Origin of the sequence: Kitasatospora sp. SC0581 (assembly GCF_048159585.1) — a bacterium.
Classification (GTDB): Bacteria; Actinomycetota; Actinomycetes; order Streptomycetales; family Streptomycetaceae; genus Kitasatospora.
Genome location: NZ_JBLRWA010000002.1, coordinates 204132 through 231105, shown reverse-complemented (window position 1 = coordinate 231105; position 26974 = coordinate 204132). Strand labels below are relative to the sequence as shown.

At 72.4% G+C, this 26974-nt stretch carries 26 protein-coding genes; 11 read left to right on the top strand and 15 right to left on the bottom strand.

What is annotated here, in order from left to right:
* Window positions 1–198 precede the first annotated feature (198 nt).
* The 3 genes from ACLWS4_RS04180 to ACLWS4_RS04170 form a co-directional block, all read right to left on the bottom strand.
* On the bottom strand, window positions 199–738 hold the full coding sequence (locus ACLWS4_RS04180) for a hypothetical protein (protein WP_375874070.1): 540 nt from the start codon (window positions 736–738) through the stop codon (window positions 199–201).
* Between the two features lie 98 nt (window positions 739–836).
* Complete coding sequence (locus ACLWS4_RS04175; protein ID WP_416873389.1) at window positions 837–1925, bottom strand: methyltransferase domain-containing protein; 1089 nt, start codon at window positions 1923–1925, stop codon at window positions 837–839.
* A gap of 13 nt (window positions 1926–1938) precedes the next feature.
* The gene (locus tag ACLWS4_RS04170; RefSeq protein WP_375874072.1) at window positions 1939–2091 is read right to left on the bottom strand and encodes a hypothetical protein; all 153 of its coding nucleotides are present in this window, start codon (window positions 2089–2091) and stop codon (window positions 1939–1941) included.
* Window positions 2092–2421: 330 nt separating this feature from the next.
* Between ACLWS4_RS04170 and ACLWS4_RS04165 the strand changes: the two genes are divergently transcribed.
* From ACLWS4_RS04165 to ACLWS4_RS04145, 5 genes are all read left to right on the top strand, one after another.
* Window positions 2422–3735, top strand: coding sequence for an XRE family transcriptional regulator (locus ACLWS4_RS04165; RefSeq protein WP_416873388.1), 1314 nt, complete (start codon window positions 2422–2424; stop codon window positions 3733–3735).
* 107 nt (window positions 3736–3842) lie between these two features.
* On the top strand, window positions 3843–4961 hold the full coding sequence (locus ACLWS4_RS04160; protein WP_416873387.1) for an RICIN domain-containing protein: 1119 nt from the start codon (window positions 3843–3845) through the stop codon (window positions 4959–4961).
* Window positions 4962–5026: 65 nt separating this feature from the next.
* Complete coding sequence (locus ACLWS4_RS04155) at window positions 5027–5692, top strand: M15 family metallopeptidase (protein ID WP_416873386.1); 666 nt, start codon at window positions 5027–5029, stop codon at window positions 5690–5692.
* Window positions 5693–5809: 117 nt separating this feature from the next.
* A complete protein-coding gene (locus ACLWS4_RS04150) occupies window positions 5810–6226 on the top strand; it encodes an NUDIX hydrolase (RefSeq protein ID WP_387819782.1) in 417 nt (138 codons plus the stop codon).
* 82 nt (window positions 6227–6308) lie between these two features.
* Window positions 6309–7709, top strand: a complete 1401-nt coding sequence (locus tag ACLWS4_RS04145) for a hypothetical protein (protein WP_416873385.1) — start codon at window positions 6309–6311, stop codon at window positions 7707–7709.
* Here the strand turns inward: ACLWS4_RS04145 and ACLWS4_RS04140 are convergent.
* The 5 genes from ACLWS4_RS04140 to ACLWS4_RS04120 all read right to left on the bottom strand — a co-directional run bounded on the left by ACLWS4_RS04140 (window position 7706) and on the right by ACLWS4_RS04120 (window position 13310).
* The gene (locus tag ACLWS4_RS04140) at window positions 7706–9487 is read right to left on the bottom strand and encodes an ABC transporter ATP-binding protein (protein WP_375874078.1); all 1782 of its coding nucleotides are present in this window, start codon (window positions 9485–9487) and stop codon (window positions 7706–7708) included. The two genes, ACLWS4_RS04145 and ACLWS4_RS04140, sit on opposite strands and share 4 nt — an antisense overlap.
* 214 nt (window positions 9488–9701) lie before the next feature.
* Window positions 9702–10859: a cupin domain-containing protein gene (locus ACLWS4_RS04135; protein WP_181970555.1), complete on the bottom strand. Its 1158-nt coding sequence runs from the start codon at window positions 10857–10859 to the stop codon at window positions 9702–9704.
* Between the two features lie 132 nt (window positions 10860–10991).
* Entirely contained in the window at window positions 10992–11153 is a 162-nt protein-coding gene (locus tag ACLWS4_RS04130; protein ID WP_181970556.1) for a hypothetical protein, read from the bottom strand.
* A 347-nt stretch (window positions 11154–11500) separates the two neighbouring features.
* Window positions 11501–12373, bottom strand: coding sequence for an ABC transporter permease (locus ACLWS4_RS04125; RefSeq protein ID WP_416873384.1), 873 nt, complete (start codon window positions 12371–12373; stop codon window positions 11501–11503).
* Between the two features lie 4 nt (window positions 12374–12377).
* Window positions 12378–13310: an ABC transporter ATP-binding protein gene (locus ACLWS4_RS04120; protein WP_117487520.1), complete on the bottom strand. Its 933-nt coding sequence runs from the start codon at window positions 13308–13310 to the stop codon at window positions 12378–12380.
* A 261-nt stretch (window positions 13311–13571) separates the two neighbouring features.
* Here ACLWS4_RS04120 and ACLWS4_RS04115 point away from each other — a divergent pair, with 261 nt between their 5' ends.
* The 3 genes from ACLWS4_RS04115 (at window position 13572) to ACLWS4_RS04105 (ending at window position 17530) form a co-directional block, all read left to right on the top strand.
* On the top strand, window positions 13572–15317 hold the full coding sequence (locus tag ACLWS4_RS04115) for a helix-turn-helix domain-containing protein (protein WP_416873383.1): 1746 nt from the start codon (window positions 13572–13574) through the stop codon (window positions 15315–15317).
* 151 nt (window positions 15318–15468) lie between these two features.
* On the top strand, window positions 15469–16302 hold the full coding sequence (locus tag ACLWS4_RS04110) for a LysR family transcriptional regulator (protein ID WP_416873382.1): 834 nt from the start codon (window positions 15469–15471) through the stop codon (window positions 16300–16302).
* 178 nt (window positions 16303–16480) lie between these two features.
* Window positions 16481–17530, top strand: coding sequence for an HNH endonuclease (locus tag ACLWS4_RS04105; RefSeq protein ID WP_416873381.1), 1050 nt, complete (start codon window positions 16481–16483; stop codon window positions 17528–17530).
* A gap of 52 nt (window positions 17531–17582) precedes the next feature.
* Here the strand turns inward: ACLWS4_RS04105 and ACLWS4_RS04100 are convergent, their stop codons facing one another.
* Window positions 17583–17906 (bottom strand): antibiotic biosynthesis monooxygenase family protein, encoded by a 324-nt coding sequence (locus ACLWS4_RS04100; RefSeq protein WP_049650519.1) that lies wholly within the window; start codon window positions 17904–17906, stop codon window positions 17583–17585.
* A 176-nt stretch (window positions 17907–18082) separates the two neighbouring features.
* Here ACLWS4_RS04100 and ACLWS4_RS04095 point away from each other — a divergent pair, with 176 nt between their 5' ends.
* A complete protein-coding gene (locus tag ACLWS4_RS04095) occupies window positions 18083–18208 on the top strand; it encodes a hypothetical protein (RefSeq protein WP_416873380.1) in 126 nt (41 codons plus the stop codon).
* A gap of 148 nt (window positions 18209–18356) precedes the next feature.
* Here ACLWS4_RS04095 and ACLWS4_RS04090 read toward each other — a convergent pair whose 3' ends face one another.
* Complete coding sequence (locus ACLWS4_RS04090) at window positions 18357–18767, bottom strand: cupin domain-containing protein (RefSeq protein WP_416873379.1); 411 nt, start codon at window positions 18765–18767, stop codon at window positions 18357–18359.
* A gap of 62 nt (window positions 18768–18829) precedes the next feature.
* Here ACLWS4_RS04090 and ACLWS4_RS04085 point away from each other — a divergent pair, with 62 nt between their 5' ends.
* On the top strand, window positions 18830–19306 hold the full coding sequence (locus tag ACLWS4_RS04085; protein WP_416873378.1) for a MarR family winged helix-turn-helix transcriptional regulator: 477 nt from the start codon (window positions 18830–18832) through the stop codon (window positions 19304–19306).
* A gap of 14 nt (window positions 19307–19320) precedes the next feature.
* Here ACLWS4_RS04085 and ACLWS4_RS04080 read toward each other — a convergent pair whose 3' ends face one another.
* Both ACLWS4_RS04080 and ACLWS4_RS04075 read right to left on the bottom strand, forming a co-directional pair.
* Window positions 19321–19800 carry a CYTH domain-containing protein gene (locus tag ACLWS4_RS04080; RefSeq protein WP_049650521.1) on the bottom strand — a complete coding sequence of 160 codons (480 nt, stop codon included), beginning with the start codon at window positions 19798–19800 and terminating at the stop codon, window positions 19321–19323.
* Window positions 19801–19854: 54 nt separating this feature from the next.
* Window positions 19855–21927 (bottom strand): MFS transporter, encoded by a 2073-nt coding sequence (locus tag ACLWS4_RS04075; RefSeq protein ID WP_416873377.1) that lies wholly within the window; start codon window positions 21925–21927, stop codon window positions 19855–19857.
* A 445-nt stretch (window positions 21928–22372) separates the two neighbouring features.
* Between ACLWS4_RS04075 and ACLWS4_RS04070 the strand changes: the two genes are divergently transcribed.
* Window positions 22373–23611, top strand: coding sequence for a hypothetical protein (locus tag ACLWS4_RS04070; RefSeq protein ID WP_416873376.1), 1239 nt, complete (start codon window positions 22373–22375; stop codon window positions 23609–23611).
* Window positions 23612–23639: 28 nt separating this feature from the next.
* Here the strand turns inward: ACLWS4_RS04070 and ACLWS4_RS04065 are convergent, their stop codons facing one another.
* The 3 genes from ACLWS4_RS04065 to ACLWS4_RS04055 form a co-directional block, all read right to left on the bottom strand.
* Window positions 23640–24227, bottom strand: coding sequence for a TMEM165/GDT1 family protein (locus ACLWS4_RS04065; RefSeq protein ID WP_049656026.1), 588 nt, complete (start codon window positions 24225–24227; stop codon window positions 23640–23642).
* 297 nt (window positions 24228–24524) lie between these two features.
* Entirely contained in the window at window positions 24525–25313 is a 789-nt protein-coding gene (locus ACLWS4_RS04060) for an ABC transporter permease (protein ID WP_049656025.1), read from the bottom strand.
* Window positions 25313–26935 (bottom strand): dolichyl-phosphate-mannose--protein mannosyltransferase, encoded by a 1623-nt coding sequence (locus ACLWS4_RS04055; protein WP_416873375.1) that lies wholly within the window; start codon window positions 26933–26935, stop codon window positions 25313–25315. Before ACLWS4_RS04055 ends, ACLWS4_RS04060 begins: the two co-directional genes overlap by 1 nt.
* Window positions 26936–26974 lie beyond the last annotated feature (39 nt).

Below are 26974 nucleotides of genomic sequence, written 5' to 3'. Positions count from 1 at the left end.
AGCACCGCCGGGGTTACTTGTGCCCACGCACCGGGCGCTTCTCCGAGCACCCGACACCACAATCTTCACCGCAACGCCGTAACACCTCGTCAAACCCCCACCCACATCACCCTTTCGTGCGGCGCGAGCGCACGCCCCCCAGCGCCCCCACCAAGCACACAAGCCCCGGGCACGCAGGGGCTCTTCCCCTGGTGACGCCTACGCCTTCCTCGCCTTGCGCCGCTTGCCGTACGGCCGTTCCCGGCCCCCGGCCGACATTTCCGCGTCGAACCGGACCTTGCTCATCACCACTCGCGGCTCGGGTACGAGCACGGTCGCGGCCGACCGCCAGGGAACGGCCGAAGCCCAACCGATCAGGGGCATCGTCTCGTCGTAGTGCGAAGCGAACCGAGCGACGGAGACGGCGGGCATCCGGTAGTCCAGGCTGCGGACGTGCTCCATGAAGGCCCCGGGGAGCGCCACGTGGTGCGTCTCCAGGTAGTGCGGGAAGTCCAGACGCCACAACCACACACCGTCGGTCATCGGGGAGGAGCATCCCGAGGAATGCCGGTGCACGCTGCCGGTGATGACGTCGCGGCCGCCCTCCATGACGTCGATGAGGACATGGCCCGCGTCCAGGTAGGCCACCAGGTCCGCCTCATCCGGCTCCCCCACCGGCCGGACGGCATCGAGTATCGACCCGTTCGGTGAGCCGGAGCGTTCGTCCAACTCGTCGTAGAAGCCCAGCAGTCCCAACACGGTCTCTCCTTTGCCGCCCGGTCCGTCCCACAGACAATGATCCTGGCCGCGCCGCCGGGTCGGCGACGCGGCCAGAAGGCCAGTGGGGCCGTCTCCCCTCACCCGACGACGCGATCCGGCTCGTCCAGCCACACCCGGTGCTCGCCCGCGACGGTGACGGTCAGGCCGAACCGGTCGAGGCCGGGCTCGCCCTGGCGCTGCCACCAGGCATGGGCGGCGGTCACCTCGTCCCACAGGTTCCGGGGGCCGGACTGCGAGACGGCGTGCTTGCCGTCCCGGTCGGCGAGGCGGCAGTGGGCGTACGAGACCCCGTCCCACACCTCGAACCGGCCGGTACCGAAACGGTCGTAGCCCGCCCAGACCTCCCGCCGGAACAGGCCCGGCAGCCGCAGTCCGATCGCGAAAGCGGCGTCGGTGCGCTCGGCCACAGCGGCGGGGTCGAGGGCGGACGGGCCGTGCCGGACGTCCTCGACCTCGAACTCGCCGCTCCCGGGGCGCTGGTCCCGCACCCACATGAACGCCACATCCTCGACGAACGGCCCGCTCGCGGACCGGCCGTCGTCGGCGACGGTGAGCCTCAGCAACCCCCCGTTGCAGAACGCCGTGCCGTACGGGACGACGATCACGCCGCCGGGCACCGTCTGCTCGATCAGCGCCCCGGGGACGCGTTGCACGGCCGCGGTGACATGGATCCGGTCGTACGGCGCGCCCGCCGGATGGCCGAGCATGCCGTCGCCGACAACGGCCGTGACCGGCAGGCCGTTCGCCGCCAGGCACCGCCGCGCGGCACCGGACAGTTCAGGATCCAGCTCCACGGTGGTCACGTTCTCCACCCCGAGCCGGCGCGCCAGCAACGCGGCCGTCCACCCCGCACCGGTGCCGATGTCCAGCACCCGCATGCCGTCGGCGACCCGGAGGTGCCAGAGCATCCGGGCCACGACGGTGGGCATCGAACTGGACGAGGCCGGCGTGCGGTCGTCCTCATCCAGCCGGGTCACGAGCGGGACGTCCGAGGCGACCAACTCCCCCCACTCGCCCGGCCGTTCCGCCCGGTCGAGCCACTCACCCCCGTGGTGGACCCGGTCCGGGACGAACAGGCGTCGGGGCACCGCCCGGAACACCGGCTCCCAGTCGACCGACAGCGCCCCGGACTCCCGGAGCGCGTCGGTGAGCGCGTTCCACTTCACGCGGTCATCCCCCTCAAGGCTTCGACGGCTTGGGCAGGTTGGTGGGCGGCGCGTCCCGCTTGCCATCCTGGGACGCCGTGTCCGGCTTCCCGGAGTGGCTGCCGCCCTTGCCTCCGCCCGCCGTACCGGGCCCGTCGCTGCCGGGCCCTCCGCTGTGCTTGCCCATGTGCCCTGTTCCTCTCGAAGTGGTGGAGATCGTGGTGCTGGAGATCGTGGTCGTCGGCCTACCGGTCCGGCGGCCGGGGCGTGCGCGGGCCCGCCGGCTTCGACGGGGGCGGTTTCGGCTCGGGCTGGGACATGGCGGTGCTCCTCTCGAGATGACCGCAGCACGACGCTTCACCGACCGTCCCCTTTCGCTTCGCAACGGAACTCGGTCGGTGCGAGTCGAGTACAGCCCAACTCGCCCTCACCGGAAAGCCATTGCCCGTGGTCCCGGGGTTGTCCCGCCCGCACCGGCGGTAGGCTCGCGGTCACTGTCGATGATGGGATTGACCCCGTGGACGACCCGATCCGGCATCCCCTCGCCTACGCGCGCGAACTGCGTCGCTGGTCGCAGGGCGACCTCGTCGCGGAGCTGAACAAGGCCGCCCGGCGTCACGGGCTCCGTTCCGGCGCCGACAAGGCGGCCGTCAGCCGGTGGGAGCACTGGCGCAAGACGCCGAACACCGACTCCCAGCTCCTCATCGCCGAGGCCTTCGACGTCCCGCTGTCGGAGTTGGAGGCGTACGGCTGGCCGTACTGGCTGCCCGGGCGGGACGAGCCGCTGCCCCTGGGCGCCGCCCACACCGTCCGAGCACTCCACGACGCCCAGAGAGCCGCCATGGACCGCCGCAGCTTCATGACCTTCAGCGCGATCTCGCTGGGCGGCCTGGCCGCCCAGTGGGCCACGACCGAGCCCGGGCGCCTCGCCTCGGCCCTGGACGGCAAGCACGTGGACGGCGAACTCGTGGACTGGCTGGAGGAGACCAGCCGGAAGCTGACGGCCCTGCCCACCGAGCAGCGCCAGCACACCGTCCGCCTGATGGACGCCCACCTGGCCACCGTCACGGAGCTGATCGAGGAGGGCCGCTACGGCGAGGCGACCGGTCGACGCCTCCACCGGCTGGCCGCCTCGCTCGCCACCACCTGCGGCTGGTACCGCTTCGACCAGGGCCGGCACTGGGCGGCCGGAAAGCTGTGGGAGGCCGCCCTGCAGTCCGCGAACGCCGCGGGCGACCGCGACCACGGCGCCGGGGTGCTGTCCGACTTCGCCTACCAGGCCACCTGGCTCGGCGAGGCGGGGGTATCCGTCGGCCAGCTCGGGCACGCCCTGTCCGGCGTCTCGCACCCGACCGCCCGCTCCCTGCTCCTCCTCCGCCGCGCCAGGGCCCACGCGGCGCTCGGCGACCGCGCCGCCTGCTATCGGGACCTGTCCGACGCCGAGTCCGCCCTCGCCGTCGACGCCGCCGACCCCGCACCCGGGTGGTGCGCGTGGATGGGCCCCGCCGACCTGGCCGTGGACTCCGGCCAGTGCCTCCTGGACCTCGGCCGGCCGGACGAGGCCCGGGCCCGGATCGCGGAGGGGATGGCGCTGCTGCCCCGCGCCAGGGACAAGACGCGCGGCGTCTTCCTGACGTACCAGGCCCGGGGCTACCTGGAGGCCAAGGAGGTCGAGCAGGCCGTGTCCGTCACGGGCGAGTCGCTCGACCTGGCCACCCGGATCGGCGCGCCCCGCTGCGTCGCCCTGGTCCGCGAGCTCGCACCGGCCTTCGAGCCGTACCACCGGGTCGACGGCGTCCCGGAGTTCCTGGAGCGCCTGCGGGCCTGCTGACCACCGGCCCGTTCCTTCGTCCCCGCACGCCCTGGCGCCGACCCGCCCGATCAAGCGATCATGGTCTTGACGTTCTGTCATATCCCCATGCTGAGAAGGTGCCCACGATGCTGGTCGATTGGCCCACCGAGACGTTCGTCCTACGCCTCCACCGCATTCCCGGCCTGGTGGCCGGAGCCGCGCCGGGAAGCCCCGAGGGCACCCCGGTGGTGCTCGCGCCCGAGACCGGTGGCGACGGCGAGCAGTGGGTGGCCGAGCGGTTCCGGGTGCTCAACCACCGGATCCGCCACGTGGCCACCGGCCTCTACCTGACCGCCGAGGAATCGAGCCGGGGCGCCAAGGTCACCCTGCGGCCCAAGTTCTCCGACACCGGCAGCGACTCCTCGTACTGGCGGCAGGCCTGGCGGGCCTTCGTCCAGCGCGACACCGGCCGGCTGATGGCCCTCCACGACTCCTCCAACTGCCTCCTCGGCCTGGCCGAACCGGCGGCCGAACGGCCGGGCGGGCCCCTGATCCTGGAGAAGGGCGCCGGGGCCCAGGACCTGAACTGCACCGCCTGGGCGCCCGCGCCCCTCCCGGCACCGGAGCCCGCCCCCGCCCCGGCGCCGAAGGCCACCGACCTGCCGGTGGGGACGGGACGGGTCCGGGTGCCGGCCCGCCGCTTCGAGAAGCGCGTGCGGACCATCGAGCAGATCTACGACGAGACCAGCTTCCGGGAGGTCCCCGGCGAGCTCCTCACCCCGGGCACCCGCATCGGGGCCTTCGACTTCGACCAGTACTCCCAGGGCGACTGGTACCAGGAGGGGCGGGAGGGAAGTCTCGTGACCTTCACCGACAGCTACGACACGGCGGGCGCCGTGCGCAGGGCCTTCCACCGGCTGCCGGGGGAACCCGCCCGCTACGTGGACTCCGGCGAGGTCGACGTCCACTACGTCCCGCCGAAGCTCGTCGCCCGCACCAACTTCCCCGCCGCGCTGTTCGACGACTACAGCGGCTCCCTCGTCCGGACGCCGTACCGGCTGCCCAACGGGCACGGCTTCTACAACCAGCCCGAACGCCGCGAGGGCCTCTACTTCCCCAAGCGCGACGGCGCCGGCACCGTCATCCAGTGGAACAAGACCTGGATCGCGGACAACGACACCACGTCCAAGGTCTTCCTCTGCTTCGACGGCCGCTACTTCATCGACGAGATGGACATCACCTGGGCCGACGACCAGAAGAGCTGACCCCGCTGCCCGCGAAGTCGTCCTGCCCGGCCCCGTAGCGTTGCCCCCCTTACCCAGGAGGCGTGTTGAGCGAGATCATCCTCATGTCCGACCCGAGGGTCGCCGCGGTCCCCGTCCAGGACTGCGGCGAGCGGCTGTCGGACGTACGGCTGTCGGACGTACGGAGCGGCGGCGGGCTGCCCGTCGACGGGCGCAAGCAGGACGGCACCGGGGCCTTCGCGCAGCTGCGGGCGGGCGTGCTCGACCGGCTGCTCGACGCGCAGGCCGCCCTGCCGGACGGCCTGCGGCTGCTGTTCGTCGAGGGCTACCGGCCGCCGGCCCTCCAGAGCCGCTACTTCGACGAGTACGCCGCCGAGTTGCGGGCCGCGAACCCCGACTGGCCGGACGAGCGGATCAGGTCGTCGGCCAGCCGCTACGTCTCCCCGCCGGAGATCGCACCGCACAGTGCCGGGGCCGCCGTCGACCTCACCCTCGTCGACGCCGACGGCCGTGAGCTCGACCTCGGCACCCGGGTCAACGCCAACCCGGAGGAGAGCGCCGGGGCCTGCTACACCCACGCCGACAACATCGGTGCCCAGGCCCGCGCCAACCGGCGACTGCTCGGCAGCGTCCTGACCGGCGCCGGGCTCGTCAACTACCCCACCGAGTGGTGGCACTGGTCATACGGGGACCGCTACTGGGCACTGGCCACCGGCGCGCCGTCGGCGCTCTACGGGCCGGCGCACCGGTAGCCGACACTGCGCACAGCCGACACGACACGCGGCCCGCTGCCTGCTGTCGGCCGCGCCCGCGGCCCCGGGTCAGGATGGCGTCAACACCGACGCCGTCCTGACCCGAGGAGCAGAGCGATGACCGAGCAGAACCCCGAGCACGCACCCCCCGCCGTCGCCGTCGCGATCGTCGTCGAGGACGGCCGGGTGCTGATGGTGCGGCGGCGGGTCGCCGAGGGCGAACTGTCCTGGCAGTTCCCGGCCGGAGAGGTCGAGCCGGGCGAGTCCGCCGGGGCGGCGGCCGTGCGCGAGACCGCCGAGGAGACCGGCCTGCGCGTCACCGCCGCCCGGCTGCTCGGCGAGCGGGAGCATCCGCAGAACGGGCGGCGGATGGCGTACACGGCCTGCGAGGTGGTCGGCGGCACCGCCACCGTGGTGGACTCCGACGAGCTGGACCGGGTGGTGTGGGCGACCCGCGCCGAGCTGGCCGAGTACGTGCCGTTCCCGCTGTTCCCGCCGGTGCGGGAGTACCTCGACGGCGCGCTCGCCGAGTAGGGGCACGCGGTCTCCGGAACTCCTCCCCGCCGGAAGGACGTTCGGACGGGAGACCCCCCTCCCCCGCCCCGGAAGGAAACGCGTGACACCCGCGCACGGAGCCCCGTCCGACCCCGCCGCACCGCGAGCACGCCGGTCGGGGCGGGAACCCGTCACCGACGAGACGGTCGCCCGGCTCCGGGTCCAGGCCCGCACCGACCCCGCCTCGGGCCTGCCCGCGCTGGCCGAGGCACTGCGGGGCCGGGCCTACGGCCGGCCCGAGCCCCGGCCCGAGGACGCCGTCTCGCTCCTGGAGGAGTCCGCCCGCATCTACCGCGCCCTGGTCGCCGACGGCGGCACCGAACACCTGTCCGCCGCCGCCCGCGCGCTGGCCTCCCTCGCCCTGCAACTCTCCCTGGCGCACGCCGACGGCCCCGCCCTCGCCGCCCGGCGGGAGGCGGCCGACCTGGCCCGGCGCGCCGAAGCGGACCAGCCGGTGGAAGGCCTCGGCCAGGCCGCCGTCCTGCACGCCGACCTCGCCCACGGCCTCGCCGAGGCAGGACGGTTCGACGAGGCTGTGGACGCCGCCCGCACGGTGGCCGACCGCTCCCGGGCGGTGACCGAGCCCGGCGGGAGCGACCTGGCGTGGCGGCTGCTCGACCTCACCGTGCTGCTCCGCCTCGCGGACCGCACCGAGGAGGCCGTGGCCGTCGAACACGAGGCCCTCGCCCGGCTGCGCGAGGGCCGCACGGAACCGGCCCGCAGCCCCGTCCCGGCCCTGCGGACGGCCGGCGCCGCCCTGTGGTTCGCCGATCTGGGCCGCGCCGAACAGTCGCACCGGCTGCTCGCGGACGCCGCCCGCTCCTGCGAACTCCTGCCCGCCCGCGGCGACGCCGGCAACTTCGGCTTCAACGAGGGCCTGCGGAGCGCCCTGTTCGCCCGCTCCGGCGTACGGGACGAACAGGCCGCGGCCGACGCCCCGGACCCGCTCGCGCTCGGCGTCGACCCGGGCCGACCCCTCCAACCGGTACTGGGCCTGAGCCTCCACCACTGGTCCTTCAGCCTGCGCGAGTCCTTCGAGGACGGACTGGCCACCCTCGCGCGGGCCGTCGAAGCCGTCACCGGCAGGCCCGAGCCCACCGACCCCCTGCCCGACGAGGACGACCCGTCCGAGCACCCCGACGACCCCCTTCCCCTGCCGGAGGACCGCACCCTGCTCGCCACCCTCGGCACCCTCACCCGGCGACTCGACCTGCGCCGGGCGGTCCGCGGAGACCACCCCACCTACTACGCCCACCTCACGCTCCCCCGGCTACGGCGGAGCGTCCGGATCGAACGCCACCTCCACGCGACCGGCCCCGCCGACGACACCCGCCGCCTCGTCCGGGCACTCACCGACCTCGCCATGGCCCAACTCGTCCACGGCGCCCACGCCGAAGCGACCGCCACCCTCCACGAGGCCCACACCCTCGCCGTCCGGCCGGAGGCCCCAGAAGGGCGCTAACCGCCGGCGGCGGCGAGCGTGTCGCCCACCCGGAGCAGGTGGGCGTACCGCCCGTCCCGGGCCAACAGTTCGGTGTGGGTGCCGCGTTCGACGATCCGTCCGCGGTCCAGGACGACGATCTCGTCGGCGGCCCGGATGGTCGACAGGCGGTGGGCGATGGTGATGGTCGTCCGGCCCGCGGACAAGGTGTCGAGGGCGTCCTGGACCGCGCGTTCGGTATGGGTGTCCAGGGCGCTCGTGGCCTCGTCGAGGATGAGGACCGGCGGGTTCCGCAGCATCGCCCGGGCGATGGCCAGCCGCTGCTTCTCGCCGCCGGAGAAGCGGTAGCCGCGCTCTCCGACGATGGTGTCGTAGCCCTCGGGCAGGCTGACGATGAGGTCGTGGATCTGGGCGGCCTTGGCGGCCGCCACGATCTCCTCGTCCGAGGCTCCGACCTTGGCGAAGCGCAGGTTGTCGGTGATGGTCGTGTGGAAGAGGTGGGTGTCCTGGGAGACGACACAGACCTGGTCGGCGAGGTCGGAGAAGCCGAAGTCCCGGACGTCGACCCCGTCGATCGTGACGCTGCCGGCGGTGACGTCGTAGAGCCGGGGCACGAGGTAGCCGAGCGTGGTCTTCCCCGCGCCGGTCGCGCCGACCACGGCGAGCCGGCCGCCGGGCGGCAGGTCGACGTCGATGCCGTGGAGGATCCGCTCGTCGCCGTAGGAGAAGTCGACGCCCTGGAAGCGGATGTGGCCGCGGACGGACGCCGCCGTGACGGGTCGCGGCGGTTCGGCGACCTCGACCGGCAGGTCGAGGTACTCGAAGACCCGCTCGAACAGGGCGAAGGAGCTCTGCAGGTTGATGCCGACCTGCAGGAGTGAGACGGTCGGTCCGAACAGGCCCTGCTGGAGGGTCGTGAAGGCCACCAGGGTGCCGACGGACAGCGCGGGCCGCCCCTGGTCGCCGGTGAGGCCGGCGCTCCAGTAGATGGCGATCGGCATGATCGCCATGATCACCTGCACGACGGACTGCCGCCACCGCCCCGACAGGGCTGACCTGACGGTCAGGTCCGCGAGCGTCCGGGACTGTCCGGCGAACTCGTTGTTCAGCGTCGCGGTGCGCCCCATCACCCGGCCGAGGAGGAAGCCGTTGACCGACAGCGACTCCTCCACGAGGGTTGCCATCGTGGCCAGTTGCTGCTGCCGTTCGAGGACGAGCGCCCGGCGCTCCTGCCCGACCTTGCGGCTGATCCAGACGCACAGCGGGAGGATCAGCAGGGACACCACCGTCAGCCGCCAGTCCAGCAGCAGCATGGCGACCAGGCTGGCCACCAGGGTGGTCACATTGCCGACGACGCCGGTGACGATGTTGGTGACACTCGACCCCATGCCGCCGATGTCGTTGGCGATCCGGGACTGCACCTCGCCGTTGCGGGTGCGCGTGAAGAAGGCCAGCGACATCCGCTGGAGGTGGGTGTAGACGGCGTTGCGGAGGTCGTCCATCACGGACTGGCTGACCGTCAGTGACAGGTACGACTGCAGGACCCCGACCGCGGTGGAGAGCAGGACCAGGCCGAGCATCGCGGCCGCCAGGGCGGTGAGCAGGCCCGTCCTGCCCTGCGGCAGCGCCGTGTCGAGGATCTGCCGCAGGAGGAAGGGCGGCGCGAGGGCCACCAGGGAGGAGCCCAGGATCAGGGTGCAGACCAGCAGCATCCGGCCGCGGTAGGGCCGGAAGAGTCGGGCCACCCGCCGCAGCGACACGTCGGGGACGGGCGCCTCGGGGGTCTCGTTCGCGTCCAACGGGGGTGATCTCCTCGGTGCCGTCACAGGGCTCTTCCGGCGAGCCCGGGCTGTGGTGACGTGTCCCGTCCGGGGCCGGAGCCGGACGGGACGGACGTCGGACGTTCCGCCGCCCCCAGGGGGTGGCGGTTGGGGCCTGCGCTCGGCCCGTCGCTCAGGCCGACTTTCAGACCCGCGTTCGGGCCTGCGTTCGGGCCTGCGCTCAGGCCAGCGCTCAGGCCAGCGTGAGGAAGCCTTCCCTCAGCAGGGTCCGGACCAGGACCAGGCGGCCGGGCAGGTCGAGGTTCCCGCGGACGTCGTCCGCGGTCAGACCGCCGCCGGCGTGCTCGGCGACGTACCGGACCTCGTCCGCCACGTGCGCGGGGAACTGGACGGTCTTGTTGTTGAAGTCCAGGCACACCTGGCCCTCGGCCACCGTCAGGTTCCACTGCGTCCCCGGACGGCGGGACACCCGGGTACCGGCGTCTACCTCGGCCGCCTGCTCCAGGTCCAGGAGGTGGTGGCGCAGCTGCGGGAGGCTGAGGGAGGCGGCGCGCTTGAGCGAGTTGTCGACCATGGCCTTGGCGGACAGCCGCTCGTGCAGCACGTCCACCAGTTCGGCGAAACGCTTCTCCGCCTGCTGTGGCAGCTCGTCACCCGCGGCGAAGGCGAGCGGGAGCCCCTCGCGGAAGCGGACGTCGTCCTCGAAGACCTGGCGGACCGCATCGGCCATCATCTCGGACCAGATGACCGGGTGGACGCCGATCGTCACGTGGGCCGAAGCGGTCTCGTTGGAGGTGGCCGAGTGGATGGTGCCGCGCGGCAGGTAGAGGAGGTCGCCCGGGCGCAGCTCGAGTTCCTCCACCGGCCCGTCGGGCAGGGTCCCGGAGCGGTCGAAGGGCTGGGTGCGCAGCGGCAGCGGGTAAGGGGCCCCGTGCAGCTTCCAGCTCTTGGTTCCGTGCACCTGGGCGATGAAGACGTCGTGGGTGTCGTAGTGGGGTGTGAACCCCTGGTTGCCGGCGGGCGTGAGGTAGAGGTTCGCCTGGAACCGGCAGTTCGTCTCGACGCCCAGCCGCGCGGTCAGCCGCGCCAGCGGCTCCCAGCGGCCTTCGAGGGCGTTGAGCACGATCGTCGAACCGTTGCGGTACCGCTCGTAGAGCGCCTCCAGGGAGTTCGCGATCCCGTTCCAGCCGAAGCTCACGCCCAGTGTGGAGACCGGCGTCTCCTTGCCGTCGATCACCAGCCGGATGCCCTCGAGGGTCGCCCTGGACGTGGACAGGATGCTGTCCACCTCGTCGAGGGTCGGCAGCTGCGTGTAGTGCGTCGGATCGTCCCGCCGGATGAACAGCGGTTTCTTCTCCCAGTAGTCCCGCAGGAATTCCTCGACGGGCACGGGGTGGATCAGATCGGAGAGATCAGAAAAAGGCTGCGCGCCGGGCGCAGCCTTTCCCTGATCCGCAAGAGTCGTCATCGGGCGAGTCACCTCACGGATTTTCGAACTACGGTCGGACCGGCCGGACCTGGATCAGTCGCGGTCGTCGTGCTCGCCCCACGGGTGCGAGTCCCACGTACCCATGTCGTTGTAGTCGTCGTCGTCGTTGGCGCCCCGGTCCGGGTCGTGCAGGGCGATGTTGGCGGCGATCGGACGAACGACGGTGATGTCCGCCGGGTTCAGCGATGTCGACATCGGTAACCCTCCTTCTGTTGGTAGGAATTACGTGCGGTGAACGTCCGGTGCGGGCGGTCCGGGATGCATGCACGCATGCCACGGAAATGCACGGGGTGATTCCCCCCGCACATGACCCGTCCTCTGGAGAAACGGTTCAGAGCCCGGATCCTCCGCCTGCCGACCGTTCGCTCGAAGTCTTTCGCAGCGGTGGTGGTGTGGCCAGGAGGTCTGTCCGGCAGACTCGGCGGCAGACTTCCACCGAAAGGTGCCGGTCTGCCGGTCCCCAAGTCCTGGCCGGGTCCCCGGGTCCGAAGCGGCGCCGGGGACCGGGGACCGGCGTCTGGAGCCCGGGGGCCGGCGCCGGGTCAGACGTCCCTGCGGTCGATCACCACCGCCGCCACCGAGAGCAGGACGAGCGGGGTGATCACGAGGACGGCCCAGGCCCCCGGGGTGGAGGGGCCGTGACGCTCCACGTGACCGACGGTGAGGTGGCGGACCGCGCTGTCCATCAGGGACTGGTGGACGCGCAGGAGCCAGCCGCGGTCACCCTGCAGGAAGACCGGCGCCAGGAAGAGGAATCCGAAGCACGCGGTGACGGCGCCCGCACCGTGCCGGAGCAGGGCGGCCAGGGCCAGTCCGACCAGGGTGACCCCGGCGAGGTGCAGCGAGCTCGCGAGGATCGCGCGCAGGGCGCCCGGTGAACCGAGGGAGAGGCCGAAGTGCTTCTCCGCGAACATGGCCTGGCTGACGGTGAACGTCGTCAGGGAGGCGGCGAGGCCGACCCCCGCCGCGAGGGCGCCGACCGTCGCGGCCTTGGCCGCGAGTACGGCGCGGCGGGCCGGGGCGGCGGTGAAGGTCGTCCGGATCAGTCCGCTGGAGTACTCCCGGCCCATGGTGAGGACACCGACCGCCGTCAGGGCGAGTTGGAGCAGGGCGAAGCCGCTGAAGGAGGCGGCCAGCGGGTCGAAGGCGGCGCGCTCGGCCGGCTCCCAGCCGTCCCACTTGCCCACCGTGGAGTTGTTGTACAGCAGTGCGCTCCCGATGGAGCCCAGCAGCCCGAGGGCGACGATCAGCCAGGTCGACCGGGCCCCGCTCAGCTTGATCCATTCGGCGGCGAGCAGGTCGACGGCGCGCTTCCAGCGGCTGTCACGGGTGGCGATCGGGCCTTCGGCGAGCGGGCCGGTGGCGGCGAGCGGGCCTGCGGCGGGCTCGCGGACCGCCGGACTGTCAGTGGTCATGGTCTCAGTTGTCCTGTTCTGCGCCGGCGGCCGGGTGACTGGTGTGCTCGGCCTCGGCCGAGGCGAGGTCCATGAAGGCCTCCTCCAGGCTGGCCGAGCGCGGGGTGAGTTCGTGGATCGCGATCTGCCGGGCGAGGGCGAGGTCCCCGATCCGGGGGGCGGGCAGTCCGAGCACCTCGATCGCCCCGTCCGCGAGGACACGGGTGCGGGCGCCGGCCGCGGCGAGGGCCGCTTCGAGGTCCGCGCCCTGCGGCGTCCGGACGGTGACGGAACTCCCGCTGGAGCCCTGCCTGATGAAGTCCGCCATCCCGGTGTCGGCGATCAGGCGGCCCCGGCCGATGACGATCAGGTGGTCGGCGGTGTTCTCCATCTCGCTCATCACGTGACTGGAGACGAGAACGGTCCGCCCGTCGGCGGCGAGCCGGCGGAACAGCATCCTGATCCAACGGATGCCTTCGGGGTCCAGGCCGTTGACGGGCTCGTCGAAGATGAGCACGGGCGGGTCACCGAGCAGGGCGGCGGCGATGCCGAGGCGCTGCTTCATGCCCAGGGAGTAGCCGGCCGTCCGTTTGCGGGCGGCCGAGGCCAGCCCGACCTCTTCGAGGACCGCGTGCACCCGCGCGCGGCCGATGCCGTTGCTGCGGGCGAGCGCCGCCAGGTGGTGGTAGCCGCTCAGGGCCCCGGGGACGGCACCGGCGTCGAGCAGCGCACCGACCCGGTGGAGCGGGCGGCGCAGCTCCCGGTAGGGGCGGCCGTCGATGACCGCCGATCCGGCGGTGGGCGTGTCGAGGCCGAGGACCAGCCGCAGCGTGGTCGACTTTCCGGCTCCGTTCGGGCCCAGGAACCCGGTCACCCGGCCGGGTTTCACCTCGACCGAGAGTCCGTCGAGCGCGACGGAATTCCCGTAACGCTTCGTCAGGTTTGTTGTGGTGATCATTCGTTGCCCCGTTGCGGATCGTCACTTCCTGTACACGGAGCAGCCTGCCGGAACTTCACCGGCGGAACATCGAACCTGAGAAGGACTGTCGGCGGCCCCACGACGGCGAACGTGCCCGTTCACGGCCGCCACCGTGAGTTCGTAAGCTAGCTTTAGATCCGAACGAATGCTCGATCACTCGACGGGGGGCCGCCGGGGGTGCGGGGCCGACCTGGAGGAAGTCGGCCAGGTGTGACATGTATCGATCACGGGGGATTCTTGATGTCCAGTGAGACTGGGGCACTCATCCGGCATTGGCGCCTACGCGCCGGACTCACCCAGGAGGACCTGGCGACCCGGTCCGACCTGAGCATACGAACCATCAGGGACATCGAGACGGGCCGCAGTCGGCAGCCCTACCGCAGGTCGCTGGAGCAGCTCGCGGCAGCCCTGGGGCTGGACGCCACGACGGTCGTCGCCCTGACCCGCCGGCGACCGAGGCACGACCTGCCGCCGGACCTGCCCGGCCACCCCCGGCCCCAGACCCCGGTCCCGGCCCCGCAGGCTCCGTCGCACCCGACCGCCCTGCCGCACTTGGCCGCCGCGACCGGACCAGAGCCCGCGTACCCCGCGACCGCCCTGCCGCGACCCGCTCAACTCCCCCCGGACATCGCTCACTTCACCGGCCGCCAGGAAGCGCTTCGACAGTGCGACGACGAACTCCTGCTGTCGCCACGGCAGCGGATGGGCCGGGGCAAGGTCGTCCAGCTGTTCGGCGCCGCGGGTGCCGGGAAGTCCGCGCTCGCGGTGCACTGGGCCCACCGGGTGGCCGACCGGTTCCCGGACGGCCAGCTCTACGTGGACCTGCACGGGCGCGACGCGAGCGAACCGCTGCGGCCCGCCACCGTCCTGCGGAGCTTCCTGCGCGCACTCGGCATCCAGCAGTCCGCCCTGCCCGAGTCCGGCGCCGAACTGGCGGCGCTGTACCGGTCGACCGTGGCCGGCAAGAGCCTCCTCATCCTCCTCGACAACGCCCGGTCCGCCGAACAGGTACGCCCCCTCCTGCCGAACTCGCCGTCCTGCGCGGTCGTGGTGACCGCCCGGGCCCACCTGACCGGACTCACGGTCAAGGACGGCGCCCGCCCGGTCGGACTCGGCCGGCTGCCCGACCACGACGCCGTCCGGCTGCTCACCTCGATCATCGGCGCCGCATCCGTCTCCGCCGCCCCGGAGGCCCTCGTCGAGCTCGTCGAACTCGCCGAGCGGTGCGCCGGACTCCCCCTCGCCGTCCGGATCATCGGGGAGCGGCTCGCGGGACACCCCGGAACCGTCCTGGCCCACCTGGCGGAAGCGGTCGAGACCGACCCGCTCGACCTCTTCGACAGCCCCGACGACCCCTCGGTCGGCATCCGGACCACCCTGTCCTGGTCGTACCTCCGCCTGCCCGAGCGCTCCGCCCGGCTGTTCCGCCTGCTGAGCCTCCACTGCGGACCGGATCTCAGCCTGCGCGCGGCCGCGGAGATGGCCGACGCCGGCCACACCGCGAAGGCCCTCCACCGGCTCCGGGCCGACCTGGCGGCCCTCGTCCACGAGCACCTGGTCGAATCACCCGAACCCGACCGGTACCGCTTCCCCGCCCTGGTCCGCCTCTACGCAGCCGAACGCGCCGCGGCGGAGGAGCCGGAACACGAGCGGGAGCAGTCCGTCCGGCGCCTGCTCGCCTGGTACGGACACACCTCCGCACTCGCCGCCCACCTGGTCGCGCCCTCGACCGCCCGCACGCCGCAGCCCCGGCCCGCGCCACCGGCGAGGGCACTCCCCTTCAGCCACGCGCAGGACGCCCGGGCCTGGCTCGCACGGGAGTCCGCGAACCTGCGGGACGCCGTCGGAGCGGCCAACCGGCAGCGGGCCTTCACCGCGGCCCAGGCCATCCGCCGATCGCTGAACACCTGGACCGGCTTCCCCCCCGACGCCGCGACGGACCGCGACCGAGCCACCCTGGTGCCCAGACTCGCCGCGGGAGCCTGAACCCCGGGCCGAACGCGGTCCGCCGAAACCACCGAACCGACCGGAATCCCCGTCCGCCCCCGGTGCACCCCCCGTACCCTGTCCCGCAGCACTCGCACAGGCACCGTACGGACCTTCGGGGGAACCGGGGAAACCAGTGGAACTACGTCAGTTGCGCGTCTTCGAGGCCCTCGTCGCCCACCGCACCGTCACCGGCGCGGCCATGGCCCTCGGACTCGCCCCGGCCTCCGTCTCCGAACAGGTCCGCACCCTCGAACACAGCCTCGGCACCGACCTGTTCGACCGGGCCAGGCCCGACCTGACCCTCACCCCAGCCGGGGAACGCCTCCTGCCCTGGTCCCGCCGACTCCTCGACCAGGCCGACCAGGCCCGCCGCGAAGTCGCCGTCACCCGGACCCGCCTGCGCCTCGGCGTGCTGGCCGCCGTCTCCGCCACCCACCTCCCGGCCGTCCTGGCCCGCCTCACCGACCACCGCCCCGACCTGGACATCTCCCTCCACACCGACGCCACCCGGGACGTCCTGCTCGACGGCGTCGCCGCCGGAGCCCTGGAAGCGGCCCTCGTCCTCGACGCCCCCGGCCCGCTCGGCGCCCTCGGCTTCCCCCTGCCGCCCGCCCCGCTCGACCACCTCGACCTCCAGGCCGTCCCCCTCACCCTGGTCGCCGCCCCCACCCACCCGCTCGCCCGCGCCACCGCCCTCACCCCCGAGCTCCTCCGCGGCCACCGCCTCCTCGTCGACACCCCCGCCTGCTCCTACCACCTCGCCGGCGAACGCCTCCTCGGCCACCACGTCCGACGCCTCCACACCGGCACCGTCCCCACCACCCGCGCCTGCGCCGAACAGGGCCTCGGCATCGCCCTCCTCCCCACCCACGCCATCCACACCCACCTCACCGCCGGCACCCTCACCCGCCTCCCCCTCAACCCCCCACCCCTCCACCTCCGCCTCCTCTGGCCCACCCACCACACCCCCTTCCCCACCTGACCGCCTGAGCCATCGGGGCCACCGAAACACCTCGCAGCAGCTTGCCGTCCCGGCGCGAGAAACCCCGAACCGGACGAGAACCGCCCCCTTCCGGATCATTCACCTCAGGACAGTGCTGCCCCTCCTGTCAGTGCGACATGCGAACCTCTTCCCAGCAGAGGAAGACAAGGGGCAGGCCGTGGGAAATCGCAAGAAGATGAAGACCAAGTCAGCGAGTGACACGGCACCGAAAGGTGTTGCGATCTACCACGACATGAAGGTCTACGAGAACTTCGAGCGAGCAGCAAATAGAATATTTGAGTGCGTGCAGTCGGCACAGAAGACCCGCCCCGGGGCCCCTCGCCACCTGTACCTCGATATCCAAGGGCATCGAAACAGTCAGGGCGGATTCGACCATGACGCCCTGGAGTTGATGCAGGAATTCATTATTGGATACCTCGGCAAATATCTCACCACGATCAATATGCCTCTGCTGCATGGCAGCAATACTGTTCCGCAGAGAAATGACCTCCCCGAGGCCCTGATGATTGGATATCCCGACGACGGCAGCGATTACGGGTACGAGGTTTCCGGCCTATCCCCGAAGCCGCGCGAGAAATTTCCAATCGACCGAAAGTCTCCACCATCCGTGCGAGCAATCGCCGACTACCTGGGTATCGACGATCCGGCATGTCTCGTCTGCTGGCGCACCCCGGTGGAGCGTGCACATGTCGTACCGACATCCCTCGGCGGCTCGATGGACGTACGAAACTTCGCCCTGCTCTGCAAGGGGCACCACTCGGAAGCTCCGGACGTGGCCGATGCGGAGAGCTTCTGGGCATGGGTGGACTACGCCGAACTGCGCGACAGTCCAGACAAATGGCTCGACGCCTCCGATGACCAGAAGGAGTGGCTGGCCCGGAACGGTGTCAAAATTGGCATCGGACAGCGCGAGCCCATGTCGTTCTTCTCTGCCGTAAAGGGCGAGCTCAAGTCACTCTACGGGTGGAGCGAGTCAGATTTCCTGAACATTGACTGGCAACACCTCATGGACGAGTTTCACCAGGTTATGGAATCGGCCACCGGGAGGCACTTCTCCATCGAGAAGAAGGCGTCGACCTATGCATGGGCTTACCATATCGCGCGACAAAGGTGCACCGACCGAGACGGGCGAGCTCTTCCGATCCCGCGCCTCGGCAAGGAACTGCAAAGGCATGCCCACAAAGCCCCGACCATCGCGAAAAGCTGAGCAGGCCCTGCCCGAGAAGGGCAGGGCCTGCAACAGAACGGTGCGCGCCGGGTCAGGCCTTGGGGCCCGCCGACTGGACGACCTCGAAGGACCAGAGGGTGGAGCCGGAGGCGGCGGGGCGCTTGGGGGCCTCGCCGGCGGGGCCGTTCTGGTGGGCGGCCTTCATGGGGCCCTCCATCCAGGCCTTGAAGTCCTCCTCGCTGCGCCAGCGGGTGTAGACGAGGTACTGGTCGGTGCCCTCGACGGGGCGGAGGAGCTCGAACCACTCGAAGCCGTCCGAGTTCTCCACCGCGCCGGCCCGGGAGGCGAAGCGCTGCTCCAGCACCTCGCGCTGCTCGGTCGGCACCGTCAGGACGTTGATCTTGACGACGGACATGGCGCACTCCTTCTGCTCCGGTGACTGCTTACGGGGAGCAGTCTGCTACACCTCACGGCCGGACCGTTCGGAGGCACCGGCGGTCACGGCGGGTGGTGGGGCGTCGACATGCAGGGACCGGGCCCGGGTGGAAGCCTGGAGGTAGAGCCCAGAACCCGAGGGACAGGGGAACGGTCATGGGTATCGGCGACAAGTTCCGGGACAAGGCCCAGCAGGCCGAGGAAGAGGCCAAGCAGCGTATCGGAAGCGGGCAACCGCAACAGGACGAGGCCCAGCAAAAGGCCTCGCAGGCCCAGCAGTAGGCCCAGCAGCAGGGTCAGCAGAACGTGGACGACCAGGGGAACGACATCGAGGGCCAGCGGTAGCGGCGGCTGTCGAGCGGGGACGGCCGGGGCGAGTCCTCGGCCGCCCCCGTCCCCGTCCCCGCCCCCACCCCCGTCGGCATCGGACTCAGGCGATCCACGGCGGGAGGACGCGCTGGTCGTCGCGCGGGGCGAGGGCGCAGGCGTCGGGCGGGGTGACGGCGTCGGGGTTGTAGGCGTGGGCGGGGGACGGGGAGGCGACGACGGCGGTGAAGCCGGTGTCGGTGGCGATCTGCCGGAGGGTGTCGGCGGGGAGGGCGGCGGTGTCTCCGGCGGCGAGGGTGAAGGTCTCCCCCGCCAGGTCGACCCGGGCGGTGCCGGTGAGGAGTGTCCAGACCTGCTCGGTGTCCATGGCGTGCAGCGGGCCCCGGGCGCCGGCGGTCATGTCGACGTGCCAGACGGCGAGGGAGGTGGCGCCCTGGGTGGGCGAGGCGTAGGTGGTCATGACGGCGTTCGGGGTCTCGGTGCGGCGGGCGTCGGTCCGGCGGATGACGGGCATGGCGAGGGAACCCCCTAAGATGGACAATGAAGTTGTCTATATGGTCAATGAGGTTGTCTATCGTGTCAAGTGAACCGTCCCCGCCCGGCTTTGAGCTGCCGCTGCGCCTGCTGCTCGCCTTCCGGACGATCATCGACGAGCTGCACGAGCGCATCGCCCGCGAAGGCCACCCCGACCTGCGCCCGATGCACGGCTTCGTCTTCCAGGCGATCGGCCCGCACGGCACCACCGCCACCGAGCTCGGCCGACGCCTCGGCGTCACCAAGCAGGCCGCGGGCAAGACCATCGACGGCCTGGAGCAGCTCGGCTACGTCGAGCGGGCCGCCGACCCGGCCGACACCCGGCGCAAGCTGGTCCGGCTCACCGCACGCGGGGTGGACTGCCTGCTCCGCTCGGCCCGGATCTTCGACGAGCTGCGCGAGGAGTGGGCGGCGGCCCTGGGCGAGGAGCAGCTGCGCCAACTGGAGGACGGCCTGCGCCTGCTCGCCCCCGGCGACCCGTTCCGCCTCGACACCCCGCGCTGGTTCGGGGCACCGTAACCCCGTTACCGGTCTCAGGAGTTGGGCAGACCGCCGGTCGCCAGGGTCTGGTTCTTGTACGCCTTCACGCCGGTGATCTCGGCGCCGAACCACTCCGGCGCCGAGAACGCCGCCGCCTCGGCCTCCGAGCCGAACTCGACCTCGACGGTGCGCAGTCCGGCCAACTCCCCCTGGTAGACGTCCGCGTAGACCGTGACGCCGGACGCGTCGAAGGTGTAGCGCTCCTTGACCAGCCGCGCGCCCTCGGTGGCCGGCCAGAGTTCGGTGAACTCCTGTTCCCCCAGCTCGCGTTCCACCTCGATCCGCACCGGGGAACCGGCGCCGGACGCCTTGCGCTTGACGCCGAGGACGCAGCTGCCGCCGATCCGCCGCAGCCGCACCTCTGTCCCGTCGTCCTTGATCGCGATGTACCCCTGCTCGATGTGCTGCCGCACCGCCGTCTCCGGCGGCTCGAAGGCCTCCAGCAGGAACTTGCGCTCGATCTCGAGCGGCACGCCGCACCACCCCTTCCCCGGTCACGCCCCACGGGCCGACGGACGAACGGACGGTCAGAACGACCGTCCCTCCCCACGGTACGGCCCCTGCGGCCCCGACGGGTCCGGACGGTCGCGCCGGTCCGCGCAGAGCGAGGAGCTGAGCCGGTTCAGGACCCCGGCGAGCTCGGCGTACCGCTGCTCGTCCCAGTCCCCCAGCAGTTCGGCGAGCTGGGTGCGCCGGGCGGCGACCAGCCGCAGCGCCGCCTCCTCCCCCGGTTCGGTGAGCCGCAGCGGCAGCCCGCCGGCCCTCGCCGCGAGCCCCCGGCCCTCCACCTCCCGGACGGCCTCCTCGATCACCGAGACCGGGACGATCCGCCGCTCGGCCAGTTCGGCCGGCTCGACCGAGCCGTGCTGGTGCATCTGGAGGAGCAGCCAGCTGGAGGCGGGCCGCAGGTCCAGCCCGGCGGTCTCGGTGATCCGCCGGAAGAGGTCGCGCCGGGCCTCGCGGCTGTTCAGCACCGAGAGGGCGCGGGCGATCTCGTCCAGCGAGGTGCGCTCGACCGGGTTGAACCCGATGGACTCGCTGAGGTCCGGAGCGGTGACGGTGGAGCGCAGCTTCTGTTCGCGCAGGAACAGCGACAGCACGAAGGCGACCACCGCGACCGGCACCGCGTACAGGAACACCCGGGTGATCGACTCGGCGTACGCGTGGTAGACGCCCGGCTGGACGGCGGTCGGCAGCCGGGGGATGACCCGCGGGTCGGAGGTGATGACCTCCGGTCGGAAGCCGGGCGGCAGCGGCACCCCCGCCAGGGCGTCGGCGAGCCGGCTGCGCAGTCCGCTCGCGAAGACCGTCCCGAAGATGGAGACGCCGAAGGAGGCCCCGATGGAGCGGAAGAAGGTGGCGCCCGCGGTGGCCACGCCGAGGTCCTCGTAGCCGACCGAGTTCTGCACGATCAGCACCAGCACCTGCATGACCAGTCCCAGCCCGAGGCCGAAGACCAGGAAGTAGAAGCTCATCTCGGCGGTGCTGCTGTGCTCGTCCAGCCGGGAGAGCAGCAGCAGCCCGATGGTCGTCACGGCCGTCCCGGCGATCGGGAAGATCCGGTAGTGGCCGGTACGGGCGACGATCTGGCCGGAGCCGATCGAGGTGAGCAGCATGCCGAGCACCATCGGCAGCATGTGGATGCCGGACATGGTGGGCGAGACCTGCTGGACCACCTGGAGGAAGGTCGGCAGGTAGGTCAGCGCGCCGAACATCGCGAAGCCGACCACGAAGGAGATCACCGCGACCAGGCTGAACGTCCGCGAGCGGAACAGCCGCAGCGGCAGCACCGGCTCCGCGGCCGTCCGCTCGACCTGGACGAAGGCGAGCAGCAGCACCAGCCCGAGCACGCCGAGGCCGACGACCTGCCAGGACGTCCAGGCCCAGGTGGTCCCGCCGAGCGAGGTCATCAGCACCAGGCAGGTGGCGACGGCGGCGATCAGGACGGTGCCCAGGTAGTCGATCCGGTGCTCGCGCCGGACCTCCATCCCGTGCAGCACCGCCGCGATCACCACCAGGGCGACGATGCCGATCGGCAGGTTGATGTAGAACACCCAGCGCCAGCTGAGGTGGTCGACGAACACCCCGCCGAGCAGCGGACCGAGCACGCTGGTGACGCCGAAGACGGCGCCGAAGAGGCCCTGGTAGCGGCCGCGGTCCCGGGGCGCGACGAGGTCGCCGACGATCGCCTGGGAGAGCACCATCAGCCCGCCGCCGCCCAGGCCCTGGAGGGCGCGGAAGGCGATCAGCTCGCCCATGTTCTGGGCGATCCCGCACAGCACCGAGCCGAGCAGGAAGATCACGATGGAGGCCTGGAAGAAGCGCTTCCGGCCGTACATGTCGCCGAGCTTGCCCCACAGCGGGGTCGCGGCGGTGGAGGCCAGCAGGTAGGCGGTGACCACCCAGGAGAGGTGGTCGAGGCCGCCGAGGTCGCTGACGATGGTCGGCAGCGCGGTGGAGACGATGGTCTGGTCGAGGGCCGCGAGCAGCATCGCCAGCAGCAGGGCGCCGATCGGCACCCAGAGGTTGGGGACGGTGACCGCCGGCGGGCCGGGCTCGCCCGCCGGGCTCCGGCCGGACGCGGTGCGCGGCTCCGTCATCGGGTCCCCGCGGGCGTCACGGCGTCCGCGCGGGGCGTCACGGCGTCTCCCCGGGCATCACGGCGTCTCCGTGGGCATGGCGTCTCCATGGGGTCCCGGGCCCGTCGGCCGGGCCGTGCGGATGATCACTCCCAGCTCACCGCGCTGGTCGGTTTCGTCCCGGTATGTTCCACCGGGTTGAGCCGAGCGTAAGCGCCGGGGACAACCGCCGCGCTCCGGGCGTTCTCGGAGGAGCCAACCCGCACCAACCGGCACAACACCCCCGCCGGGGGACGGACGCCCCTGTCCCCCCTTCGGACGGTCCTGCATAATCAGGCCCGATCGTGCGCCCGGATCCGCCGGGAACACGCGCCGAACGCGCACCGGACGATCGACCGACTGAACGAACGACGACCGACCGACCGACCGACCGCGAAGTCGACGCGAACCCGAGGAGGACCGGCCGATGCCGGACCAGCACTGCCCGACGTGCGGCACCGCACGCTCCACCGGGTGCGGCTGCGTCCCGGACCCGAGCCTCACCGAGACCGCCGTCCTGCCGCACGTCGAGGGCCCGCCGCTGGTCCGCCCGTACGTTCCGCAGACCGCCGACCAGGTGGCCGACGAGAGCCACCCGAACGCGCCGGTGGTGGACCCGTTCGCGACCACGGTGCTGCCGCCGGTCCCCCCGGGACAGCCCGCCCCCGGGCAGCCGGCCGCTCCCCCGCTCGGACCGGACGCGGACGCGTACGCCACCACGGTGCTGCCGCCCGTCGCCCCGGGACAGGACCCCTTCGGGTCGGCGCAGGCCCCCTTCGGGTCGGGACAGGCCCCGGCCGGCCCCGGGCATGACCCGTTCGGCCCCGCCGCCGACGGCTACCCCGAGGCCCACCCCGGCGGCCACGGGGACGTGTACGCCACCACCGTGCTGCCGCCGGTCCCGCCCGCCGGGCCGGGCGGGAACGAGATCGGCCTCTTCGCCTTCGGGCAGGCACCCGGCGCCGGGCAGGGCCCGGACGTCGCACGGGCCCCGGACGCGCCCGGGCCCGAGGGCGGCGGCCGGGCCGCCAGACGGGCGGCCGAGCAGGCCGAGCGGCGCCCGCTCGCCCAGCGCAAGGGGCTGCTCGCCGGGATCGGCGCCGCCCTGGTCGCGCTCACCATCGGCGTCGCGTACGCGGTGACGCCCTCCGCCGAACCGCCGGCCAAGCAGGCGCAGCCGCTGCCGACGAGCACCCTGGCGCCCGCCCCGGTGGACCCGCCCACCCTGGCGACGCCCGTTCCGACCACGGCGGCGCCGACCAGCGAGGCGCCCAGCCCGACGCCCACCGCCACCCGCAAGCCGAGCCCGACGAAGACGGTCACCCCGCCGCCGACGGCCGCACCGACCACCGAGGCCCCGGCCGCTCCCCCCGCCCCGGCCCCCACGCCGACCGTTCCCCCGGCCCCCTCCCCGACCCCGACGCCCACCACCGCCCCGACCCCGCGCGTGCTGCAGTCCGGGATGAGCGGGCCCGACGTGACCGCCCTCCAGCAGAAGCTCGCCGTCGTCGTCTGCTGGGCGAGCGTGCCGGTGACCGGGGTGTACGACGACACCACCGTGAACACGGTCGGCTACGTCCAGTGGATGTGGGCCGTCAAGGGGGACAAGCGGGGCGTCTTCGGCCCCAACACCCGTGCCGCCCTGGACGCCCACAACAGCTGCTGAGGCCGACAGGCGGCGGACGGCGGACGGATCAGCCGGTGATCGCCCCGAAGATGCTGATGCCCGCCAGCACCACCATGATCGCCGCCGCCACCCGGATGATCAGCTTCATCGGCACGTACTTGAGCAGCTTCTGGCCGCCCACGATGGCGATCCCGCCGACCGCGCACAGCGCCAGCCAGGAGCCGAGGCCGACGGCCAGCGGGTCGGCGTACTTGGCGGCCAGGTTGGCGGTCATGATCTGGGTCAGGTCGCCGAACTCGGCGATCGCGACCACCACGAAGCTGGCCCCGGCCACCTTCCAGAAGCTGTTCGAGGACGGCTCCTTGGCCGCGTGCTCGTCCTCGTCCTCGCCGCCGTGGAACAGCAGCATCGCCGCGCCGACCAGGAACAGCAGGCCGGTGACGCCTTCCACCCAGCGGTGCGGCAGCAGCGAGAGCAGGTGCCCGGCGGCGAGCGCGAGGCCCACCTGGAGGGCGAAGGCGGCGGCGATGCCCGCGAAGACGTAGCTCGCGCGGTACTTGGTGCCGAGCACCAGGCTGGCCAGCGCGGTCTTGTCCGGCAGTTCGGCCAGGAAGATGATGCCGAAGGTCAACGCGGCAACGGTGAGACTCATCAGGGGTTTTCCTCGGTCGGAGGCTGCCCGGCCGCCGCGGCTCCGTCAGGGGACGCTTCGGCCCGACAGCACTGGTCATGGTCACAGCACTGCGGCCGAAGGTCTCGCCGGCACCGTTCATCGAGCGGTGCCCCGGGCGCCGGGCCCCTGGGGGCCAGTATGTCGACGGTCCGGTGGAGGGCTACTCCCCTTCAACGGCCCCAAGCGTACCCGACGGCGTCAACCGACCCCTCTCGGAAGACCGACGAGGGCCACGACGACCCACGGTGACCTACGACGGGCCGACGGGGACCGCCCCGCCTACCGGCCGCCCCCGTCCGGCTCGACCGCGACCAGCCCGCGCCCGACCAGTTCCAGCACCACCACGATCGCCACCGATTCCACCGCCAGCAACCCGATCAGCACGAACAGCTGCACCGCCCCCGCCTGGACCGGCGAGGACCCGCCCAGCAGCATCCCGACGAACGCCCCGGGCAGGGTCACCAGGCCGACCGTCCGGGTCTGGTCCAGCGCCGGGACGAGCGAGGTCGCCGCCGCCGTCCGGCAGATCTCCAGCCGGGCGTCGCGCTCCTCGAAGCCGAGCGCCAGCGCGGCCTCCACCTCGCCGCGCCGCAGCCGCAGCTCGTCCAGGGCCCGCCGCCCGGCCAGCGAGGTCGCGCTGAGCGCGCCGCCGATCAGGATGCCCGCGACCGGGATGACGGACAGGCCCTCGGCCGGCAGCAGTCCGACGCCCAGCAGCAGGGCGAGCACCGGCAGCACCCCGGCACCGATCGGGGCGGCCGCCCAGACCCAGCCCGGGCCCGGGGTCATCCGCCGGCCGGCGGTGCGCACCGCGACCGAGAACATCACCAGCACGAACAGCGCCGACCACCAGAGTGAACCGACCACCCAGCTGATCACCGCGGCGACGGCCGCCAGCTGCACCACCGCGCGCAGCCCGGCCCGCAGGACGGCGTGCCCGTGGCCGAGCAGGCCCCGCCCGGCCACCGCGACGGCGGCCAGCAGCAGCACGGCGGTGACCACCCCGAGCACCGGGGTGACCGGCAGCAGCTGGCCGCCCGACGCCGCCAGCGGCACCGGCACCGGCATCAGATCCAGCTGGTGAACCACATCCGGTCCTGCCAGGACGACATCGGGATCACCTCCGCCGTGTACAGCGGGTAGAAGAAGGCGAAGCAGCCGACGATCGCGAGCACGACCGCCCCGGCCCCGATCGCCCCGATCCGGCGGCGCTCGGGGCTGCACCCGGCCGGGCCGAGGATCGCCCCGAGCATCTGGGCGACGGCCAGGCAGAGGAACGGCACCAGCACGACCATGTAGAAGGAGAAGATCGTCCGCTCCTGGTAGCGGAACCAGGGCAGGTAGACGGCGGCGACCGCGCACAGCACCGCGCCCGAGCGCCAGTCCCGCCGGAAGAACCAGCGCCACAGCAGGTAGACCAGCGCGAAGCAGGCCGCCCACCACAGGAACGGCGTGCCGAGGCCCAGGATCTGCGCCGCGCAGCCGCCCGAGGAGGTGCAGCCGTGCTGCCCGTACGGGATCTGCTCCCAGTACATCGAGACCGGGCGGCCGTCGACCAGCCAGGCGAAGGGGTTGGACTGGTAGGTGTGCGGGGTGCTCAGGCCGGTGTTGAAGTCGTACATCTGCGCGTGGTAGTGCCACAGGCTGCGCAGCGGCGCGGGCACCCAGCCCATCGGGACCTGCGGCAGCGGGATGCCGAGGACGCTGTCCGGGGAGAGCCCGGCGCGCCCGTCGGCCCAGTGCCGGTCGTAGCCTCCCCCGCCGTTGGCGCCGCTGCCTCCGGTGGCCAGCCAGCCGCTCCAGGCGCCGACGTACACCACCACGGCGGAGCCGACCATGGCGAGGAAGGCGGGGACGGCGTCCAGGCGCAGCATGGAGCGCCAGGGGCGGCGGGCGCCGGCCCCGCGGCGGCCGGACTGGTCCCACAGGACGGTCAGGATGCCGAAGGCGGCGAGGATCGGGGCGCCGTTCCACTTGACCGCGCAGGCGGCGCCGACGAACACCCCGGCGGCGATCCGCCAGGGGCGCCAGCCGAGCCGGACGGCGTCGGCGTCGGCCACCCCGGCGAGCCTGGCGCGGACGTGGTCGCGGTCGACCAGCAGGCTGCCGAAGGACGCGAGCACGAAGAACATCTGGATGCCGTCGAGCAGGCCGACCCGGCTCATCACCAGCTGGAGGCCGTCCACCGCCATCAGCAGCGCGGCGGTGCAGCCGACCAGGGTGGAGCCGAAGAGGCGGCGGCCGATCCGGGCGAGCATCAGCACGGCGAGGGTGCCGAGCAGGGCGGTCATGAACCGCCAGCCGAAGGGGTTGAGCCCGAACAGCTGCTCGCCGGTCGCCATCACCCACTTGCCGAGCGGCGGGTGCGCGACGAACTCGGGCGCGGAGCCCAGCGGGATCGACTGCGGGACGGAGAGGATGTCGGCGTTGGCGTGGTCCGGCCAGGTGCCCTCGTAGCCCTGCTGGAGCAGCGACCAGGCGTCCTTGGGGTAGTACGTCTCGTCGAAGACGAAGGCGTTGGGGTGGCCGAGGTTCCAGAACCGCAGCAGGCCGGCGAAGAGCGCGACGGCGATCGGTCCGAGCCAGCCGGAGCGGTCGGCCGCCCAGCGGACCAGGCCCCCGCGCGGGGCCGGGGCCGGGGCGGCGGAGGTCGGGGCCGCCGGTGGGTGCGTGAGCGCCGCTTGCGTCATAGCCTCGCCGATTTCGCCTGTCTGCTCTGCCCGGGGCCT